Below are 19,437 nucleotides of genomic sequence, written 5' to 3' on the forward strand. Positions count from 1 at the left end.
GTTTTTTCCGTAAGGGCGTCTGCCAGCGCTACACAGGCCGGCAGACGCAACTGATCAGTGTTTCGCCAGGTCCAGAACTTCGGTGGCCTTGCCCCTGAAGAGCTGCACAGTGGTGGCCGGCCCTGATTTGCCCGCGCTTTTCTGCGAGGGATAAATGCTGGTGGTCTTGTTCAGGGTGGTGACTTCACTGCTGGTCAGCAGCTCGTCTTCGGTCTGCTCGACCGATGAGCGGATGGCCAGTTGCAGGTTGCCAATCTCCTTGGCGACTGCCAGTTGTTCGGCCGCCGACGGCGCGACTTCCAGCGTCACGGTTTCAAAGCTCTGACGGCTGCTGGTGTTCTTGGCGTTGGGCGTGGCTTCCAGATCCCTGCGTACATTCAGGTCGCTGCGGGTGCTGTTATTCATCGCCAGCACGCGGATATCGTGAAGGATGGTCTGGGCCGCCAGAAACGGCGCGGCATTGGCGGTGGCGTCCGGCGCCTGGGTTTCCTGTTCGCGCTTGAGGCTCAGGATCACATCCACGCGATCACCGGCGGCCACCAGGCCGAAGTTGCTTTCCACTGCGCTGGTCGGCACGGATACGGCGCGCATGCCGGGCTTGATGACCGAGGCCAGAAAGCCTGGTTCGCCGGGGCGCACGACCACGCTGCTGGTCAGTGGCTGACCGGCTTCGACCGGTTGACGCACAGTGGCGCCCAGCAAGGAGTCCTGTTTGTCCTGGCCTTCGATGAAATACAGGGAGCGCGTCATTTGTGCGGTTGCCGGTTGCCAGTCCAGGCTGCCTGCATCGATGAAGTCGCCCGGTTGCAGGTTGCGCGAAGCGACCAGCACCTGGCGAGTGGCTTCCTTGGGTGCGGCAGGTTGAACCTGTGCCTTGACTTCAGGTGGCTTTGGCGGTGCCAGCAAAGCCCGTGCGAGCAGGGCGGAACCACTGGCGAGGACAATGGCCCCAGTCAGCAGAATGAGCGAATTCTTTTTCATCGAGTACGGCTACTGTGGGTTCAGGTGTGGATGGGAAACAACAAGGTGAACAGCGCACCTGCTGCGATGGCCAGACCGTAGGGGATACCTGCGGGGCGTTGGGCGTCATAGATGATCGGTACGGCGATGGTGTCTTGCGGCATGCGTCTGATCAGCCACATCACGCCCCTTGCAAGCGCCGCTTCAAGCATTTCCAGGGTAGGTAGCACCAGCGCCAGGATGCCGCCAGCCAGCGAGGTGATGATCAGGAACGTGATCAGGTCTTCGCTGCCGATCCACAGGCTCAGCACGGTCATCAGCTTGACGTCGCCGCCGCCGACCCGTTCGATCATGTAGAGGCCGTAACCGACCAGCAGGACCAGTGCCGCGCCTGCTGTGGACCAGCCCATGGCGGAAATGACCTGCCAGGTCCCCAAACCTGCAAAAGGGCCGACATTCAGGGGCGCCAGCAGCGGCAATGCAAGCCATCCCGCCAGCAAGGCCAGCACCAGTCGGTTATGGATCTTGCGATACAACAGGTCCGTGACCACGACCCAGCACAAGGCGGGCAACAGCAGAACGACGACAAGGCTGGTCATGGACGGGAATCCTGCGGGGTAACGTCAGTTGCTGCCGGTGCTGTTGTTGGTGGACCTGATCTGGTCGGCGATACCGCCGAAACGCTCTTTGAGCGCGCCGATGAACTGGCCGTCCGAGCCGAAGATGTAGCCGATGGCTGCCGCCATGGAGGCAGCCAGAATGCCGTATTCGATGGCGGTCACGCCGCTTTCGTCGTTAAGGAATTTCTTGAAGGAGTTGAGCATGGCGCAGCCTGTATGAAATGTCGGAAAAGGGAGCCCCGACCGCAGTGAACAGCGGTTTGGGACGGTTCAACAAGGTGAAACGATACTAAGATTTATTCTCATTAAGCGGCAAGGCGGAGATCATTAAGAAGCCTTAAGGAATCGCCCGGCTCAACTGCAATTCGACACGCAGGCCGGGCTGGTTGTCGCTCAGCCGCAGGGAGCCGCCATGCAGTTCACTGATGGCCTTGACGAGTGTCAGGCCGAGCCCGTTGCCGGGAATGTCGCCGGAGGTATGCAGGCGATGGAAACGTTCCACCACCTGTTCCGTTGCAGAAGCCGGAATGCCTTCGCCGTGATCCGCCACGCCAAGGGTGGCGAAGAGAGGGCGATGCCGGGCAAAGAGCGTGATGGTGGAATTGCGCGGCGCATATTTCAGTGCGTTGTCCACCAGATTGGCCATGGCCTGGAACAGCAGGGCACGGTCGCCCCAGATCTTGCAGCCAGGGTCTATGCTCAGCACCAGCGGCGAGTTGCGCTCATCGGCCAGGGGCAAGTAATACTCGCGCAGATCGTTGAGCAGATCCTGGGCTGGAAACTCCTCGAAAAGATGGGCGCAACGCCCGGTTTCCACTTCCCCGACCCGCATGACCGCCCGAAACAGGCTCTGGATGCGTTCGCTTTCGTCGGCGGCCATCCACAGTGCTTCGCGCACATCACCCGTGGCGATTTCGGCTGCGCTGACCAGACGATTCTGCAATCGCGTCAGCGGCGTGCGCAGTTCGTGGGCGATATGGCTGGTCACGCCCTTGACCTCGGCCATCAGCTTGTTGATCCGCTCCAGGTTGCGATAGATCTCGGTGGCCAGCCGGTCAAGCTCGTCGCCGCTGCGGTCATGGGGCGGAAAGGCTTGATGATCGCCACTGGCAAAGCGTTTCAGTGCGTCATGAATACGTTCTATGCGGTACAGCTTGCGCAGGCTGTAACGCAGGCTGAAGATCAGGCTGCCCAATAGCACCAGAAACAGACCCGCGCCGGCCATCAGCGGAATGATCTGGGTGCGTTCCAGCATCGGTTGCAGGTCGTAGGCGCTGAAATAGCGACCGCCGTCGCGCAGCTCGATCACCAGCCCCATGATCTGCCGCTCTTTGTTACGAATGTTTCGCCAGTTATCCGGGCATCTGGACGCGATGCAGTCCATGACTTCGTGCATCGTCGCATCGCCGGTCAGGACCTTGCCCTGTGGGTCCAGCAACAGAGAATGACGCTCGCTGCGCCGGTCATAGAGGTCCCGCTGCCTGAGCAGTTCGGCGACCTGATGGCTGCTGCGGCTCTGGGTCAGTTCATGCATGGTGCGTACGTCGGCGAGGATCATTTCCCGCACGTGGCTGCGCATGACGCTTTCGAGCACGCAACCACTGCCGATGACCGACAGCAAGGCCACCAGCAGACAGGCAAATGCCATGGTGGCGGCTTGTTGGAAGTTGCTGGTTTCAAGGATGTGACGCAGCTCGAAGCGACTAGCCGAGTTCATAGCCGATTGCACGAATGGTCCTCAGCAGGCTGCGCTCAAACCCTTTGTCGATCTTGGTCCGCAGCTTGGAGATATGGACGTCGATCAGGTTGGTCTGCGGGTCGAAGTGATAGCCCCAGACCTTTTCCAGCAGCATGGTACGGGTGACCGTCTGGCCCGGATGTTCGGCGAGCACTTGCAGCAGGCGGAACTCCTTGTCGGTCAGGTCAATATTGCGCCCGGCCCGACATGCACTGCGCTGGCCCAGGTCGATGCGTAAATCTTCTATGTAGATCACTTCTTCCATAGCGGTTTGATTGTGCCGGCGAGCCAGCACCTCCAGGCGCAACAGCAGTTCGGTGAAGTCGAAAGGCTTGCCCAGATAGTCGTCCGCACCGGCACGCAAACCTTCGACACGGTCACTGGTCTGGTCGTTTGCCGACAGGATCAGCACGGGAGGGCGGGAGCGGCCATGGAGCCGGTTGAGCAGTTCGATGCCATCCATCCTGGGCAACATGCGGTCTAGCACTACGACGTCGAACGCTTCCTGCGTAAGAATCTCCAGCGCGCCTTCACCGTCATGGGTCAACTTGCAGTTATGGCCGAACGCATGGAGTTTGCTGCCAAGCCAGTGGCTGACCGATATGTCGTCTTCTACCACTAATACACGCATGGTGGTGCCGCTCCCTTCTTCTGGTGGCAGTCATCTTCAAACGGAAAGCCAGATTGTAACAATTAAGATTCATTAATGTTAGTAAATGCTAATCATTATCATTATTGTGCTATCAATACGGCATTGATGTATAGGGGGGAGTGAAAAGCAGGGGTAAGCCGCAAGCGATAAGCTGCAAGCTGTAAGCGGCGAGATACAAATGGGGTCAGGCTTTCTTTGTTGCTCTTGTCGGGCGTTTGCCCTTGCTTGCAGTGGCTCCGGCCGCCTTGCGCGTACCGGTCTTGCGTTTTTTCTTCCAGGGCGCTGCGCCACCGGCCGGGCTGGCGGGGCCGCTGATGGTCATCCGCAGGCCGACGCAACGGCTGACCTGCTTGCTCATCCAGGCGGCCTGTTTGGCGACGAATTCCTCCAGGCTCATTTCACCGTTTTGCACCATGTCCAGCGCCTGTTCCCAAATGGCGGTGGTGCCGGGGTCGGCGATGGCGCGAGGGACGGCATCGATCAGGCTGAATGCTGCGGCAGTGGCAGACAAGGCCTTGCCTTGCTTGATCAGATAACCCCGGTCGATCAGGCCCTGAATGATGCCGGCGCGGGTGGCTTCGGTACCGATCCCGGTGGTGTCCTTGAGCTTCTGCTTGAGCAGCGGGTCTTCCACCAGCTTGGCGACATTCTTCATGGCCTTGATCAGGTCGCCTTCGGTGAAAGGCTTGGGCGGCTGAGTCCACAGGTCCTTGAGGATGACATCGCTCACCGGGCAGTCGCAGCCCTGAAACAGCGCGGGCAGGTTTTGCGGGGGAGGGGCTTCGCGCCCTTTGGCTGGCGCCAGCGCTTCGGGCATGGCACGTTTCCAGCCTGGCTCGATGATCTGTTTGCCGACAGCCCGTAAGGCCTGCCCGGCGCAGTCGAAGTCGGCCTGGGTCCGGTCGTATTCGTGATTGGGCAGGAACTGCGCCAGATAGCGCGCCCTGATCAGGGTGTAGACCGCTCGCGGCTTGCCGGTCAGACGCTCGATGCCTCGGGCGGCAGCGGTGGGGATGATGCCGTGGTGGGCGCTGACCTTGGCGTCGTTCCAGGCCCGTGAGCGACGTTGCGGGTCCAGATGCCTGAGCAGTTCGCTCAGTGCAGGGTCTGATTGGCCCAGCGCGGCAATGATGCCCGCAGCCTCGCCATGCTGGCTCATGGGCAGATAACCGCAATCGCTGCGCGGGTAGGTGATGACCTTGTGGGTTTCATACAGGGCCTGGGCGATATCCAGGGTTTCCTGAGCGCCAAGGCCGAGCTTTTTCGAGCAGATTTCCTGCAAGGTGCCCAGGTCGAAAGGCAAGGGCGCAGCTTCGCGAATCCGTTCGGTGCGCAGTTTTACGACCTTGGCGCTGGCGGCATTGCGAATCGCCTCTGCGGCCTGTTGCGCCAGTGGCTGGTTCAGGCAGCGGTCCTGATCGTCACAGGCATCTGAGGGGGCTCGCCACTGGGCAATGAAGGCCTGACCGTCATGCAGCAGTTTGACGTCGATGGCCCAGTAAGGCACGGGGACGAAGTCGGCGATGCTGCGGTCGCGATCCACCACCAGCCGCAGGGTTGGCGTTTGCACACGGCCCACCGGCAGCACGCCCTGATACCCGGACTGGCGACCGAGCAGGGTGAACAGGCGGCTCATGTTCATGCCGATCAGCCAGTCGGCGCGGGAGCGGCCCAGTGCCGAATGATAGAGGCTGAAGGTATCGGCACCGGGCTTGAGGGACGCCAGCGCCTTGCGGATCGAAGCGTCATCCAGGGCCGAGAGCCACAAGCGCTGTATCGGACCACGATAGCGACAATGTTCAACCAGTTCGCGAGCAATCATCTCGCCTTCGCGGTCGGCGTCGGTGGCGATGATCAGTTCCCGAGCTTCGCCCAGCAGGCGTTTTACGGCCTTGAACTGGCTGGCGGTGCGGGGTTTGACCAGCATCTTCCATTTGTCCGGGACAATCGGCAGGTCTTCCAGCACCCAGCGTTTGTAACGGGCATCGTAGGCATCCGGTGGCGCGGTTTCCAGCAGGTGGCCGATGCACCAGGTCACGGTGGCGTTGGGGCCTGTCCAGCAGCCGTCCCCACGCCGGGTCGCGCCGAGGACGGCGGCGATATCTTTGGCCTGTGAGGGTTTTTCGCAGAGAAACAGCCGCATAACCACCGCTTGCATTGATGGGGTTTGAATGCGGTAAGGATGAACACTGAAAGCGTTGTGAGCAAGGTTTATCTGTATGGATATACAGATAAACCTTGTAGGACTTGCCCAACGGCAGGCTAAACCGCGATTTCCACCTGCTCGCCATTCAGGCGCACCGGCCAGACTTCGAGTTGTTGCTCCGGGTATTCCACGCAGGTGCCGTCGTGCAGGCGGAAGTGCTGCTTGTACAGCGGCGACGCGATGACCAGTTCCCCGCCAAGCTGCCCTATGAGGCCGCGGCCGATGACATTTGCACCGGATTTGGGATCGCGGTTTTCGATGGCAAAGAGCTTTTCGCCTTCCTCGGTTTCAGGCAGATAGAACAGCGCGACCTGCGCGCCATCGAGCCAGGCCACCACGCCTGAGTTGGCAACCAGATCCTTGCGCGAGCACAGCGTCTGCCATTGTGTGCTCATGGCAGGCGCGAGTGTTTTTTCGGCATAGGCCATGTTGGACTGGCTCATCAGACCACCTCCTTGAACGGGATAAGGGCGATTTCTTCAGGTTTTGCAGGGCGGCGTTGCTCACGTTCCTTGACGAAGTGGACATCCGGGTCGCTGCGCTTGTCGTTGACGAAGGTGCGGAAGCGCTTGAGCTTTTCCGGGTCCTTGAGGGCATTGGCCCATTCGCATTCATAGCGATCGACCACCAGTTGCATCTGCGCTTCCAGCTCGTCGGCCAGCCCCAGGCTGTCGTCGATGATCACGGCCTTGAGGTAATCCAGGCCGCCTTCCAGCGACTCGCGCCAGACCGAGGTGCGTTGCAGCTTGTCGGCGGTGCGGATGTAGAGCATCAGGAAACGGTCGATGTAACGGATCAGGGTTTCGTCATCCAGGTCAGTGGCGAACAGTTCCGCATGGCGTGGGCGCATGCCGCCGTTGCCGCTTACATAGAGGTTCCAGCCGTTTTCGGTGGCGATGACACCCACATCCTTGCTTTGTGCTTCCGCGCATTCGCGGGTACAGCCAGAAACGGCGAACTTGAGTTTGTGTGGCGAGCGCAGGCCCTTGTAGCGGTCTTCGATACGCAAGGCCATGGCCACGCTGTCCTGTACGCCATAGCGGCACCAGGTACTGCCCACGCAGGATTTCACGGTCCGCGTCGATTTGCCGTAGGCATGGCCAGTCTCGAAACCGGCTTCGATCAATTCGCTCCAGATATCCGGCAGTTCGTGGAGTTGTGCGCCGAACAGGTCGATACGCTGACCGCCGGTGATCTTGGTGTACAGGTCGTATTTCTTGGCCACGGCACCGATGGCAATCAGGCCGTCCGGTGTGATCTCGCCACCGGGAATGCGCGGCACCACCGAGTAAGTGCCGTTTTTCTGCATGTTGGCCATGAAGGTGTCGTTGGTGTCTTGCAGTGGCACCAGCGAAGGCTCGGTAATCTGCCGGTTCCAGCAGGACGCGAGAATCGAGCCGACGGCAGGTTTGCAGATGTCGCAGCCATGGGCGCCCTTGCCGTGGCGGGTCAGCAGTTCCTCGAAGGTTTCGATGCCTTCGACGCGGACCATCGAATACAGCTCCTGACGGGTGTAGGCGAAGTGTTCGCACAGGCTCTTGTCGACGCTGACGCCACGGGCGATCAGTTCATGCTCGAAAACCTGCTTGAGCAAGGCTGCGCAGCCACCACAGCCGGTGCAGGCCTTGGTCTGGGTCTTGATGCCGGCCAGATCGGTACAGCCTGCATCGATGGCCGAGCAGATCGAGCCTTTGCTGACGTTATGGCAGGAGCAGATGGTCGCCGTGGCGGGCAGGGCATCGGCCCCCAGGGTCGGCGCGCCTTCGCCACGGGGCAGGATCAGGCTGGAAGGATCGGCGGGCAGGGGAATGCCGTTCTGGGCGTATTGCAGCAGGGTGTCGTAATAACTGTTGTCGCCCACCAGCACCGCGCCCAGCACTTGCTTGCCATCGGCCGACACCACCAGACGGCGATAGCTGGAAGTGGCTTCATCGATAAAGCGATAGCTGACCGCACCCGCCAGTGCGCCATGGGCATCGCCAATGGAGCCTACATCCACGCCCAGCAGTTTGAGCTTGGTGGACATGTCGGCACCAAAGAAGGCATCGGCGTCCTGACCGCAAAGCTGGGCGGCCACGCTACGGGCCATCTGATAGCCCGGCGCAACCAGGCCGAAGACACTGCCGTTCCAGGCCGCGCATTCGCCAATGGCATAGATATCCGCATCGCTGGTGCGGCAGTGTTCATCGATTGCGATACCGCCCCGAGGGCCGAGTTCCAGTTCGCATTGGCGAGCCAGTGCATCCTGAGGACGAATACCGGCAGAGAACACGATCAGATCGGTTTCCAGAAACTCGTCGTTGGCGAAGTTCATGCGATAGCGGTACTGCTTGCCGTCGCTGATCGACTGTGTGGCACGGGACAGGTGCACACCAACGCCAAGCGCTTCGATGCGGGCCTTGAGGGCCGCGCCGCCAAGATCGTCCAGTTGCACCGGCATCAGTCGTGGCGCGAACTCCACCACATGGGCTTCTAGCCCCAGGGATTTCAGGGCGTTGGCCGCTTCCAGTCCCAGCAGGCCGCCACCTACGACTACACCGCGACGAGCCTTGCTGGCGGCGTAACGAATGGTGTCCAGGTCTTCGAGGGTGCGGTAGACCAGACGTGAGTCGCCTTGGGCACCTTCGATTGGCGGTACGAACGGGAACGAGCCCGTGGCCATGATCAGCTTGTCATAAGTGAAGCAGCCTTCAGCGGTGATGATCTCGCGACGATCCCGGTCGATCTCCAGCACTGGAACACCCAGGTGCAGGGTCAGCCCGGCTTGCTGATAGAGGGCCGCATCACTCATGGCCAGGGATTCGGCATCGCGGCCAGTGAAGTACTCTGAAAGATGCACGCGGTCGTAGGCACGCTGGCGTTCTTCGCCGAAGACATGAATGCGATAGCGATCAAGGGCGCCGCCTGCGATCAACTGCTCGACGCAATGATGACCGACCATGCCATTGCCGACGACGATAAGGGTCTGTACATCGCTGAAGGGTAAGACTGTGGTGTTCATAGCAAGTCCCGGCCTAGGCCAATCAGGTTTTTCAAAGCCAAAAAAAAGACGCCCGGAACCTTTCGGTTCCAGGCGCCTTTGCCTGTTATTCATAAAGTTTTGTGGGTGACATCGGACGACGTTGCCGGATGCACCGCCCGACCACATTCATGGTGGGGTTATCACAGACTATGCAGGGGGTGTGCCAGCTTGCTTAAAAGGCTGTTTTCAGCAGGTTATGACGTGAGGGCGTGTTCCAACCCGCTTTGCATTGGTGCGTCATGGGGCGGCGATGCTGTAAATCTGTGCATGAACCTTCGGTACAAGCGCATTCATTCGTGACTAAATTCGCCCCGAAATTGTATTACCCTGCGCTACCCCACCCAGGTCAGTTGCCATGAACATCACCATCACTGAAGTCCAGCCTGCCGACATTCCCCGCACCATCGACTTTGTCATGGCGGCCCGTGCCGAAATATTTCCCATGCTCGATGCCAGCGTCGTTCCGGCTGATCTGGCCGACTTTGAACAGGTCTATCTGGACGCGGAGGACGGCAGGTTCCTGATCGCCTGCTGCGAAGGCGAGATCATCGCTGCCATCGGTTATCTGCCTTACGACCATCGCTTTGCCCAACTGAACTACGCAGGCCGCAGAGCGGTGGAAATTGTGCGCCTGTTCGTCAGCCACGAATTCAGAGGTGCCGGGCTGGCAGGGCAGTTGTACGAAGCGCTCAAGGTGCAGGCCGATGCCAGTGGCGTGGAGGTGTTGTACCTGCACACCCACCCGTTTCTGCCGGGTGCGATCCGCTTCTGGGAAAAGCAGGGTTTTGTAACGGTCGATGTGGAGGACGATCCCGTCTGGCAGACAACGCATATGCATTGTCTGCGCTGAGGGACAGTCAGGCGTTCAGGGCGGGGTAATCGGTATAGCCGCGTTCTTCACCCTGGTAGAACGTCGCCTGATCTGGAGTATTGAGCGTGGCCCCCTGTCGGATTCGTTCAACCAGATCCGGGTTGGCCAGAAAAGGTGTGCCGAACGACACCAGTTCAGCGTCGCCAGCCTGAATGGTCGCCTCTGCCCGATCGGCATCAAAGCCGCCATTGGCTATATAGGTTCCGCCAAATTGCTGTTTCAGTTTCACGAAGTCAAAGTGGCCTTCGCCAAACTGCACAACATGCAGGTAGGCCAGGCCGTAACCGCTCAGGGTTTTTACGGCGTGCTCAAAGGTCGACTGTGGCGTGCTGTCGCTGACCGAGAAAATATTGAGGTTGGGTGAGAGGCGTACACCGGTGCGATCTGCACCAAAAACCGGGATCACCGCTTCTACCACTTCCTTGAGGAAGCGAACGCGATTTTCGGCAGAGCCGCCATATTCATCGGTGCGCAGATTGGCGCCATCGCGCAGGAACTGATCGATCAGGTAACCATTGGCGCCATGGATTTCCACACCGTCAAAGCCTGCAAGCTTTGCATGCTCGGCCCCTTGGCGAAACTGCGCGACAACCCCCGGGATTTCATCCAGCGCAAGGGCCCTGGGTGTTTCATAGGGCTTGAGCCCTTGCGGGGTATACAGCTCACCTTCGGGCTTGATGGCTGAGGGCGCTACAGGTAACTCCCCGTTGGCTTGAACCAGTGGGTGGGAGAGTCGCCCGACATGCCACAGTTGCAGGAATATACGTCCTCCTGCCGAGTGTACTGCGTCGGTCACCTGCTTCCAGCCCGCAATTTGTGCTTGCGTGAAAATGCCAGCCGTTCGCGGATAGCCTTTCGCCTGGGCCGAAACCTGTGAACCTTCAGTGATGATCAGGCCGGCACTTGCCCGCTGACGGTAATATTCAGCGACGAGAGGCGTAGCAGCATCTCCTTCGCCCGCACGGCTGCGGGTCATCGGTGCCACCACCAGACGATTCTTCAAGGGCAGGGGGCCGAGTTGGAAAGGCGATAGCAAGGCTTCGTGATTGCTCATGGATATTTCTCTGACAGGTAGGGCCTGGGGTCGGCCTGAAAGTGATTTCGGTGCGAAGAAGATAAAAGGCCCCCTGTCTGTTTACTAGATGGATGGATTGTATTTAACTCGTCCATATTTCAATGGAATGGGCCAGATGCTTGATCTCAATGATGTCGCGCTCTTCGTTCAGGTCGTGCGTTACGGCAGCTTTGCCGAGGCCGCGAGGCGCATGGGGATTCCGTCCAATACGGTGAGCCGTCGCGTCCAGCAGCTTGAGGCGCAATTGGGTTCCAGGCTGTTGCAGCGCTCGACGCGCAAGCTCACCCTGACCGATGCCGGGAGGACCTTTCACGAACGCTGTGCCGGTGCCGTGGATGATCTGGCCGATGCCGGTCAGGCATTGATGATGGGCAGTCAGGAGTCCAGCGGGCTGATGCGTGTGGCAGTGCCTGCCGATTTCTTCGATGTCTTTCAGATGGAGTGGGTCGCCGAATTCATGGCGTTGTACCCGAAGATGCGGCTCGAATTCGTGCTCAGTGATGACAAGGCTGACCTGATCGCCGATCAGATCGATGTTGCGTTTCGGGGTGGGCCGCTTAACGATCTGGCTTATGTCAGTCGGCAGATTCTAGGCACCAGCAACAGTGTACTTGTGGCCAGCCCTGGCTATATCACTCGACATGGTCAACCCGAAACCTTGCAGGAGGTGGCGGGGCTGGACTGTATAGGTTTTGCCCATCCCAGCGGTTTTGCCACATGGCGTCTCGACGGGCCTGACGGTGTCGAGGAAGAGGTTCAGGTGACGTGCCGGTTCATCGGCAATACCGCGCAATCACTGCGCAAGGCCTCAGTGGCCGGGCTTGGCATAACCTTGCTTCCCACCACGCTTACCCACTTGGATCTGCAGGCCGGCCGACTTGTAGAGGTGCTCCCGCAATACCAGCGCGTGGGGCCTGGCCTGAATGCACTTTACCCGAGCCGCAAACATCTTCCTGCTGCGGTGTCTGCGTTCATGGATCTGGTCAAGGAGAAGGTATGCCAGACTTTCTGCTGTCAGGCCGGGTGACGTTCTGCTCTTTGACAAAGTCCACAAATGCCCTGAGCGGGGAAGGCAGGTAGCGGCGACCGGGATAGTAGAGATAAGGCCCGGAAAACTCCTGCCACCAGGTTTCCATCACCGGTTCCAGTGCTCCGCTTTGCAGATGCGGTTGAATCCACTCCTCGAACAGATAAACGATGCCCAGGCCATCGATTGCCGCCTGGACCGCCAGGTCGGAAGCCCCTCCAGCCCTGACCAGTAAAGGGCCGGTGGGGTCTACGCAAACGGTTTCGCCATCACGTTCGTACTCCCAGAGCGGCATGGCGCCACTGGCGAATTTACCCCGTATGCATGAGTGTTGCAGAAGGTCTTGCGGATGCTCTGGGCGACCATGGGTCTTGAGATAGGCGGGTGACGCTGCCGTCGCCATGCGCTGGAGTCTCGGGCCGATGGGGATGGCAATCATGTCTTTTTCAAGACGTTCATCGTAACGAATCCCGGCGTCACAACCTTCCTTGAGCATGTCGACAAAGCTTTCTTCGATGACCACTTCCAGACGGATGTCGGGGTAGGCTTGCAGAAAGGGCGTGATGATTGCGGGCAGTACCAGTCTGGCCGCGCTGGCAGGTACGTTCAGCTTCAGTGTGCCGGAAGGGCCGTCGCGGAAGTCATTCACCACATCCAGGGATGTCTCGACCTCGGCAAGGGCTGGAACGATCCGCTCCATCAAGCGCGCACCCGCCTCGGTGGGCATTACGCTGCGCGTAGTGCGATTGAGCAGACGCACGCCGAGCCTTGCTTCGATGCGCCGCACGGCATCGCTGAGGCTGGAGGCGGATTTGCCGCTGGCCCTGGCGCCCTCACGAAAGCCTCCGGCTTTTACGACAATCACATAGGACAGCAAGTCCTGGATATCTGCGGGCACTGTTCTCTCCGGCGTACAACCTGTGCGGATTGCACTGCATTATCAGTGGAGCCGTCAATGCCTATAGTGGCCTGAACACATTTCCCGAGGTGGACGACATGAGCAATGCACGCAAGGCAGGTTCTTTCTTGTTGGGCGACCGTACGGTCAATCGCATGGGCTATGGCGCGATGCAATTGGCCGGTCCCAATGTCTTCGGCCCACCCAAAGACCCGAAAGCGGCAGTTGCTGTTTTGCAGGAAGCACTGGCATCGGGTGTCAACCATATCGATACCGCGGACTTCTACGGCCCGCATGTGACCAACCAGTTGATCCGCGAAGCCTTGCAGCCATACCCGGACAATCTGGTGATCGTGACCAAGGTCGGCGCCCTGCGCGGTGCAGATGGTTCATGGAACCCGGCACCGAGCCCTGCCGAGCTGACCCATGCGGTGCATGACAACTTGCGCCACCTGGGGCGCGATGTGCTGGATGTTGTGAACCTGCGGGCCTGGGGCAGCCAGCAGGCTCCCGAAGAGGGGCCGATCGAGGAGGCGTTCACGACCCTGGCCGAATTGCAGCAACAAGGGTTGATTCGTCATCTGGGCCTAAGCAATGTCACGGCGTCGCAGATCAAACAGGCTCAAGGAATCGCCAGGGTTGTCTGCGTGCAGAACCATTACAACCTGTCTCACCGGGCAGATGAACAGCTTATCCAAGAGCTGAGCCAGCAAGGCATTGCCTACGTGCCGTTCTTTCCCCTCGGTGGCTTCAGCCCGTTGCAATCGACAACCCTGTCTCGCGTCGCGACTCGCCTGGGTGCCTCGCCTCTGAACGTGGCGCTGGCCTGGCTGCTGCAACGCTCGCCCAATATCCTGCTGATTCCGGGGACCTCTTCGGTTGCGCACCTGCGCGAAAACCTCTCTGCCAGTGAGCTGGTGATCGAGCCGGGTCTGCTGGCCGAGCTTGAAGAGTTGGCATGAGCCCTTTACGAGACTTTATATAAAGAGCAGGCGAGTGATGGTCAGCTACAAAACCTCACTCGCCGACCGGTATCCGGTCACCAGAGGGCAATCTCGTAGGTGATGTAGATCCGGTTGCTGTCACGGCCTCGGGCGTAATCCGAACGGTAGACATAGTTACGCAGCTTCATGCCCAGCCCTTTGAAGGTCCCGCCTTGCAGCACATAGGCCAGTTCGGCATCGCGCTCCCACTCGTGCAGCCTTGCCGAGCCGGACTTGCCATTGTCGCCACTCAGGTAGCGGGTCGAAAATGTCAGGCCCGGCACACCGCTGCGAGCGAAGTCATAGCCATAGGCGAGCATCCAGGTCTTTTCATCCTCCTCGATAAACTTGCCGATCCCGACATTACTGAATGAGTACACGGTTGCGCCGCTGATATAAGGCAAGCCTGCCTCCCCGCTCAGTGTCTGATAACCACCACCGAAGCTGTGTCCGGCCAATGCATAGGTCAACTGGCCGCTGAACATATCGTTATCGATCTTGCCTCCTCGCGCGGTGCCGGCATCCACGCTATGGAAATAACGCAGATCGCTGGTCAGCACGCCTTTGCCAATCGGCAGGTCGTGCTGGATCGAGGCGAAGTTCTGGCGGTAGAAATCCTCAAGCTCGCCATGGAAATAGCTGAGGCGAATGTTCTTGCCGAGCTTGTAGTCCCCGCCGATATAAGAGAAGTCCGAGCCTTTGCCGGTAAAGCCATCGGGAACAATCGAGCGGCTGTCCGAAGAGTCGCGCAACTTGAATTGATCCAGATGGCCGCCGGTGAGGGTCAGGTTGTCGATGTCGTTGCTGGTGAACTGCGTGCCCTGATAAGTCTGTGGCAGCAGGCGAGCATCGTTGTAAATCAGCACCGGGGTTTTGGGCAGCAACGAGCCGTATTTGACGGTGGTCTTGGCCAGACGCATTTTTGCGGCTGCGCCCAGGCTGGCAAACTCATCCGCCGCACGCCCGTCGCCATGCACCGGTAGCAGTCCGGTGCCGCTACGGCCCTTGCCGGAGTCGAGCTTTACGCCCATCAGCCCGAGTGTATCGAGGCCAAAACCCAGAGTCCCCTGAGTAAAGCCGGACTGATAGTCGAGCAGGAAGCCTTGTGCCCACTCGGTGCGCTCGCTTTTGGCTGTACTCGCCGCACGGGCGCTCAGGCCGTTCTCGTCCCGGAAGTTTTCATTGAAGTAGACGTTGCGCAGTTGCAGCTTCAGCTTGCTGTCTTCAACGAAGCCCGCAGCGCCGACACTGGCGCAGGGCAGGGCGCCCAACACGGAAAAAAGGGCTCCACGCTTGAAAAACATACTCATGCTCAATACTCGTTGTTGTTATTGGAGGTGCAGTGATCCGCAGGTCCTTTTCAGGACCCGTGAGTAGTCGTGTTACGGGGTGGGTGACGTCAGACGAACAGCGTCAGGGCGCCGGTCAGCAGAGCCAGGGCCGTGACCACAAGGGAGGTCAGCACCGCCCATTTCAAGGTGGCTTTCTGGAACTCACCGATGTCGCGGTCGATCATGCCGACCAGCAAGAGGGTCGAGGCCACCAACGGGCTCATCAGATGCACCGGCTGGCCCAGAATCGAAGCCCTGGCAATTTCCAGCGGGCTGATGCCATAGGCGGCTGCGGCATTGGCAAGGATCGGTACCACGCCGAAGTAATAAGCGTCGTTGGACAGCACAAAAGTCAGCGGCATGCTGGTCAGGGCGACGACCAGCGGGAACAGATGCCCCCATTGCGGTGGAATCCAGTCCACCAGGGTCTGCGCCAGGGCGTCGACCATCTTGGTGCCGGAGAAGATCCCGGCGAAAACCCCGGCGGCGAAGACCAGCAGAACCACGGTCATGGCATTGCCGGAGTGGGCGAGGATGCGTTCCTTCTGAATATCCAGTTGCGGGTAGTTGATCATCAGCGCGACGACGAAACCGATCAGGAACAGCACGGCTGAGTGCATCAGGCCCGTTACCAGCGCAATCATCACGGCAATGACCAGCGCCAGATTGACGTAGGCCAGTTTGGGGCGTTTGTGCGGCGTATTGCCCAGTATTTCGTCGATATAGCAGTCACCGCCGCCGCTCTGCAACTGCACGTTGCCGATGCGTTTGCGCTCGGAACGGCCCAACAGAAAGGCAGTGAACACCACCCAGGCGGCGCCGCCGATCATGGTGGGCAGCAACGGAATGAAATACTCGCCTGCATCCAGGCCCAGCGCGGCAATGGCTCGGGTTGCAGGGCCGCCCCATGGCGTCATGCCGCTCATGATGCTCAGGGAAAGCATCGATATGATGCCGAGGATCATCGGATTCATGCCAATGCGTTTGTACAGCGGCAGCATGGCTGCGCAGGTAATCATGTAAGTGGTCGTGCCATCACCGTCGAGGGCGACAGTCAGTGACAAGAGCGCCGTGCCCACCGCGATTTTCATCGGGTCGCCATTGACCCGCTTGAGGATCTTGCGGATCAGCGGGTCGAACAGGCCGGAGTCGATCATCAGGCCAAAGAACAGGATGGCGAACAGCAGGAGGGCCGCGGAGGGCGCGACCATTTTCAGGCCGTCGAGCATCATTTTGCCGGTGGTGCCGCCAAAGCCGCCAATGATTGCGAAAACGATGGGGACCAGGGTCAGCGCGACAATCGGAGACAAGCGTTTGGACATGATCAGGTAGGTGAACACCACGACCATGGCCAGGCCAAGAAAGGCAAGCATATGGATATTCTCTTGTTGTTATTCATGGGCAAGCGAATGCCGCCGGGCCTGCAGGGCATCGCATGAACGATGCCTTGCCTGCTCGAATGGATATCGATTGATGTGTGTAGGTGTGTGTCAGGTGCGCTCGGCAGCCTGGGGTGTGCTTTCCCATTGCGGGGTTTCAGGCGTGGCGGCGATGGCTTTCCCGTCGAGGCGTTGCATGAGGACCTGGCGGTCACATGCGTTTTCCGACAGGGAGATCACCACCGTCGCGACGGCGTTACTGGCCAGGCTGGTCAGCGCCCGGGCTTCGGACATGAAACGGTCGATACCGATCAGCAATGCCAGGCCTGCCAGCGGAATATCGTGGATGACCGTAAGGGTCGATGCCAGGGCGACGAAGCCGCTGCCGGTCACGCCCGCCGCGCCCTTGGATGACAGCAACATGATTGCCAGCATGGTCAGGGTCTGCGTCATGCTCAGTTCGATATTGCACGCCTGGGCAATGAAAATGGCGGCCAGGGAAAGATAGATTGCTGTGCCGTCCAGATTGAAGGAGTACCCCGTTGGCAGTACCAGGCCGACAACGCCTTTCTTGCAACCCAGGGCTTGAAGTTTCTCCAGCATGCGCGGCATGACAGGCTCGGTTGACGAAGTGCCGAGCACCACCAGGAACTCTTCGCGAAAGTAGCGCAGCAGTTTCCAGAGGCTGAAGCCGTGAGCGCGGCAGATTCCGCCCAGCACTACGAACACGAAGAAGCCGCAGGCGATGTACAAGGTCATGATGAGCTTGGCCAGCGAGCCGAGGGAAGTGATGCCGTACTGGCCCACGGTAAATGCCAGGGCACCAAAGGCACCGATCGGAGCGAAGCGCATCAGGTACGAGAAGATCTTGAAGACCATGTGCGAGGCCGATTCCAGCACATTGAGCACCGGTTTGCCGCGCTCGCCCAAGGATGACAGTGCGAACCCGGACAATACCGCGATAAACAGCACCGGCAAGACTTCACCCTTGTTGAACGCGCCAATGAAGGTGTCCGGGATGATGTGCATGAAAAAGTCCACGACACCCAGTTTCGCAGCGGAGTCCGTGTACTGGCTCAAACCGGCAGTGCTCAGTTTCGCCGGATCGATGTTCATACCGACGCCCGGCTGGATCACATAAACCGCGATCAGGCCGATGAACAGGCTGACCACCGTCAGGGCGAGGAACAGCAGCATGGTCTTGCTCATCAGGCGCCCGAGAGAGCGCTTGTCGCTCATACCGGCAATGCCGGTGACGATGGTGCAGAACACCACCGGTGCGATCATCATTTTGATCAGCTTGATGAACGCATCGCCCAAAGGCTTGAGGGCGATGGCTTGCTGGGCCCAGAAGTGACCGACCAGGACCCCGAGGACCACGGCGCAGATAATCTGAAAGTAGAGCGATTTAGCGATTTTCATGTTGCATCACCCATTATTGGAGTTGTTCTGATGCGGTACTCAGTATCAGGCAGAGCAGTGTGCAGTGATAAACAATGTCAGCCCGCCAGCCGTTGCGCGACAGGGGCGTAGACCTCCCCGGAGAAGAGTCGACGTGCCGTGCGCACCACCGAAGCCCGGATGGTCTGTCCGTTTTCCCCTACGTAGGCCAGGGCGACCTGGATCGAACCGCTCGGATGTTCGATCCGGACTTCTTGCAGGCGCGGAGTCTGGGCATTACCCAGCAGTTGGGCAACCACGGTGTCTTCACTGACACAGGCTGTAGCCAGGCCGATGGAGCCAGTGATCGCCAGGGCCTTATGACAGTTATGCGGCATGAAATAGCGAACCTTGAGGGTGCCGCCTGCATCGGGCCGCGAAACCAGTACGGGTTTGGGAATCACTTTGTCGCTCACATCGCCCAGCCCCATGGCCATTCCCGCGCGCAAGCGTAAAGCTTCGAGCTTGCGCAGAAAATCCTTGTCGGCGTCCAGTTCGGCAGGCGTCTCATCGCCACGCTTGCCCAGCAGAGACGCTTCGATGATGACCATGGGCATCGCCATGTCGATGCAGGTCACAGGTACGCCATCAAAGATGTCAGTCTGTTGGCCGGTGGGGAACAGCTTGCCGGTCTTGCTGCCTGCTGCGTCCAGGAAAGTCAGTTGCACTGGAGCTGCCGTGCCCGGTACTCCGTCGATGCTGGTTTGGCCTTCGTAGCTGACGTGGCCGCCAGGGGTGCGGACATCGGCGCAGACGAAGGTGCCGGTGTTGAGGTTGCGAATCCGCACTTGAGTGACGTCGCCACTGGCCTCGACCAGACCTTGTTCCACTGCAAACGGGCCGACGGCGCAGAGCATGTTGCCGCAGTTGGGCGCGGTATCGACGCGGCGCTGGGAAACCATGACCTGTACGAACAGGTAATCCACATCGGCATCTTCATGAGTCGATGGGCTGACGATTGCCACTTTGCTGGTCTGCGGGCTGCCACCACCGATTCCGTCGATTTCCAGCTCATGACCAGAGCCCATGAGGGCCAGCAGCAGTTCATCGCGCTCAGCGGTCGAAGAGGGTAAATCACTGGCGAGAAAAACCGGCCCTTTGGAAGTGCCGCCGCGCATCAGGACGCAGGGAATCGGTTGCATAATTTTTGGACTCTTGTTGATCAATTGAGGTAATTGATGTGTTGGAAGCAAGAGTCCCATGGATTTTTAAGCGTATCCAATGCAAAGATCGTA

General features: G+C 59.5%; 17 protein-coding genes. 3 read left to right on the forward strand and 14 right to left on the reverse strand.

What is annotated here, in order from left to right; genetic code table 11:
• Positions 1-54: 54 nt before the first annotated feature.
• The 8 genes from cpaB to nirB all read right to left on the reverse strand — a co-directional run bounded on the left by cpaB (position 55) and on the right by nirB (position 9,177).
• Entirely contained in the window at positions 55-981 is a 927-nt protein-coding gene (cpaB, locus tag KGD89_RS10190) for a Flp pilus assembly protein CpaB (RefSeq protein ID WP_025259680.1), read from the reverse strand.
• Positions 982-1,001: 20 nt separating this feature from the next.
• Entirely contained in the window at positions 1,002-1,559 is a 558-nt protein-coding gene (locus tag KGD89_RS10195) for an A24 family peptidase (protein WP_025259681.1), read from the reverse strand.
• 24 nt (positions 1,560-1,583) lie between these two features.
• Positions 1,584-1,784 (reverse strand): Flp family type IVb pilin, encoded by a 201-nt coding sequence (locus KGD89_RS10200; RefSeq protein ID WP_025259682.1) that lies wholly within the window; start codon positions 1,782-1,784, stop codon positions 1,584-1,586.
• 133 nt (positions 1,785-1,917) lie between these two features.
• Positions 1,918-3,309 carry a sensor histidine kinase gene (locus KGD89_RS10205; RefSeq protein WP_143008679.1) on the reverse strand — a complete coding sequence of 464 codons (1,392 nt, stop codon included), beginning with the start codon at positions 3,307-3,309 and terminating at the stop codon, positions 1,918-1,920.
• Entirely contained in the window at positions 3,284-3,949 is a 666-nt protein-coding gene (locus KGD89_RS10210; RefSeq protein WP_025259684.1) for a response regulator transcription factor, read from the reverse strand. Before KGD89_RS10210 ends, KGD89_RS10205 begins: the two co-directional genes overlap by 26 nt.
• Positions 3,950-4,154: 205 nt before the next feature.
• A complete protein-coding gene (locus tag KGD89_RS10215; RefSeq protein WP_025259685.1) occupies positions 4,155-6,113 on the reverse strand; it encodes a DNA topoisomerase III in 1,959 nt (652 codons plus the stop codon).
• A gap of 119 nt (positions 6,114-6,232) precedes the next feature.
• Positions 6,233-6,619 (reverse strand): nitrite reductase small subunit NirD, encoded by a 387-nt coding sequence (nirD, locus tag KGD89_RS10220; RefSeq protein ID WP_025259686.1) that lies wholly within the window; start codon positions 6,617-6,619, stop codon positions 6,233-6,235.
• The gene (gene nirB, locus KGD89_RS10225; RefSeq protein ID WP_025259687.1) at positions 6,619-9,177 is read right to left on the reverse strand and encodes a nitrite reductase large subunit NirB; all 2,559 of its coding nucleotides are present in this window, start codon (positions 9,175-9,177) and stop codon (positions 6,619-6,621) included. Before nirB ends, nirD begins: the two co-directional genes overlap by 1 nt.
• A gap of 376 nt (positions 9,178-9,553) precedes the next feature.
• On the opposite strand from nirB, the gene KGD89_RS10230 reads away from it, so the two are divergent.
• A complete protein-coding gene (locus tag KGD89_RS10230) occupies positions 9,554-10,048 on the forward strand; it encodes a GNAT family N-acetyltransferase (RefSeq protein ID WP_025259688.1) in 495 nt (164 codons plus the stop codon).
• A gap of 7 nt (positions 10,049-10,055) precedes the next feature.
• Here the strand turns inward: KGD89_RS10230 and KGD89_RS10235 are convergent, their stop codons facing one another.
• The gene (locus tag KGD89_RS10235) at positions 10,056-11,123 is read right to left on the reverse strand and encodes an alkene reductase (RefSeq protein ID WP_025259689.1); all 1,068 of its coding nucleotides are present in this window, start codon (positions 11,121-11,123) and stop codon (positions 10,056-10,058) included.
• 136 nt (positions 11,124-11,259) lie between these two features.
• Between KGD89_RS10235 and KGD89_RS10240 the strand changes: the two genes are divergently transcribed.
• Positions 11,260-12,171, forward strand: a complete 912-nt coding sequence (locus KGD89_RS10240; RefSeq protein WP_025259690.1) for a LysR family transcriptional regulator — start codon at positions 11,260-11,262, stop codon at positions 12,169-12,171.
• Here KGD89_RS10240 and KGD89_RS10245 read toward each other — a convergent pair.
• Entirely contained in the window at positions 12,128-13,069 is a 942-nt protein-coding gene (locus tag KGD89_RS10245) for a LysR family transcriptional regulator (RefSeq protein WP_025259691.1), read from the reverse strand. The two genes, KGD89_RS10240 and KGD89_RS10245, sit on opposite strands and share 44 nt — an antisense overlap.
• A 98-nt stretch (positions 13,070-13,167) precedes the next feature.
• Here KGD89_RS10245 and KGD89_RS10250 point away from each other — a divergent pair, with 98 nt between their 5' ends.
• Positions 13,168-14,031 (forward strand): aldo/keto reductase family oxidoreductase, encoded by an 864-nt coding sequence (locus KGD89_RS10250; protein ID WP_025259692.1) that lies wholly within the window; start codon positions 13,168-13,170, stop codon positions 14,029-14,031.
• Between the two features lie 77 nt (positions 14,032-14,108).
• On the opposite strand, the gene KGD89_RS10255 is transcribed toward KGD89_RS10250, so the two are convergent.
• From KGD89_RS10255 to KGD89_RS10270, 4 genes are all read right to left on the reverse strand, one after another.
• Positions 14,109-15,362, reverse strand: coding sequence for an OprD family porin (locus KGD89_RS10255; RefSeq protein WP_025259693.1), 1,254 nt, complete (start codon positions 15,360-15,362; stop codon positions 14,109-14,111).
• An 89-nt stretch (positions 15,363-15,451) separates the two neighbouring features.
• The gene (locus KGD89_RS10260) at positions 15,452-16,756 is read right to left on the reverse strand and encodes a CitMHS family transporter (RefSeq protein WP_025259694.1); all 1,305 of its coding nucleotides are present in this window, start codon (positions 16,754-16,756) and stop codon (positions 15,452-15,454) included.
• A 117-nt stretch (positions 16,757-16,873) separates the two neighbouring features.
• Positions 16,874-18,184 (reverse strand): dicarboxylate/amino acid:cation symporter, encoded by a 1,311-nt coding sequence (locus KGD89_RS10265; RefSeq protein ID WP_038399799.1) that lies wholly within the window; start codon positions 18,182-18,184, stop codon positions 16,874-16,876.
• Positions 18,185-18,261: 77 nt separating this feature from the next.
• The gene (locus KGD89_RS10270) at positions 18,262-19,344 is read right to left on the reverse strand and encodes a 4-oxalomesaconate tautomerase (protein WP_025259695.1); all 1,083 of its coding nucleotides are present in this window, start codon (positions 19,342-19,344) and stop codon (positions 18,262-18,264) included.
• Positions 19,345-19,437 lie beyond the last annotated feature (93 nt).

This window comes from Pseudomonas cichorii, from assembly GCF_018343775.1.
Lineage (GTDB): Bacteria > Pseudomonadota > Gammaproteobacteria > Pseudomonadales > Pseudomonadaceae > Aquipseudomonas > Aquipseudomonas cichorii.

Excerpts from the sequence above, each read along its gene's own strand:
- KGD89_RS10235 (WP_025259689.1), bottom strand. The coding sequence starts at position 11,123 with ATGAGCAATCACGAAGCCTTGCTATCGCCTTTCCAACTCGGCCCCCTG.
- nirB (WP_025259687.1), bottom strand. The coding sequence starts at position 9,177 with ATGAACACCACAGTCTTACCCTTCAGCGATGTACAGACCCTTATCGTC.
- KGD89_RS10215 (WP_025259685.1), bottom strand. The coding sequence starts at position 6,113 with ATGCGGCTGTTTCTCTGCGAAAAACCCTCACAGGCCAAAGATATCGCC.
- KGD89_RS10260 (WP_025259694.1), bottom strand. The coding sequence starts at position 16,756 with ATGCTTGCCTTTCTTGGCCTGGCCATGGTCGTGGTGTTCACCTACCTG.
- KGD89_RS10270 (WP_025259695.1), bottom strand. The coding sequence starts at position 19,344 with ATGCAACCGATTCCCTGCGTCCTGATGCGCGGCGGCACTTCCAAAGGG.
- KGD89_RS10210 (WP_025259684.1), bottom strand. The coding sequence starts at position 3,949 with ATGCGTGTATTAGTGGTAGAAGACGACATATCGGTCAGCCACTGGCTT.
- cpaB (WP_025259680.1), bottom strand. The coding sequence starts at position 981 with ATGAAAAAGAATTCGCTCATTCTGCTGACTGGGGCCATTGTCCTCGCC.
- KGD89_RS10250 (WP_025259692.1), top strand. The coding sequence starts at position 13,168 with ATGAGCAATGCACGCAAGGCAGGTTCTTTCTTGTTGGGCGACCGTACG.
- KGD89_RS10230 (WP_025259688.1), top strand. The coding sequence starts at position 9,554 with ATGAACATCACCATCACTGAAGTCCAGCCTGCCGACATTCCCCGCACC.
- KGD89_RS10195 (WP_025259681.1), bottom strand. The coding sequence starts at position 1,559 with ATGACCAGCCTTGTCGTCGTTCTGCTGTTGCCCGCCTTGTGCTGGGTC.
- KGD89_RS10255 (WP_025259693.1), bottom strand. The coding sequence starts at position 15,362 with ATGAGTATGTTTTTCAAGCGTGGAGCCCTTTTTTCCGTGTTGGGCGCC.
- KGD89_RS10240 (WP_025259690.1), top strand. The coding sequence starts at position 11,260 with ATGCTTGATCTCAATGATGTCGCGCTCTTCGTTCAGGTCGTGCGTTAC.
- KGD89_RS10265 (WP_038399799.1), bottom strand. The coding sequence starts at position 18,184 with ATGAAAATCGCTAAATCGCTCTACTTTCAGATTATCTGCGCCGTGGTC.
- nirD (WP_025259686.1), bottom strand. The coding sequence starts at position 6,619 with ATGAGCCAGTCCAACATGGCCTATGCCGAAAAAACACTCGCGCCTGCC.
- KGD89_RS10200 (WP_025259682.1), bottom strand. The coding sequence starts at position 1,784 with ATGCTCAACTCCTTCAAGAAATTCCTTAACGACGAAAGCGGCGTGACC.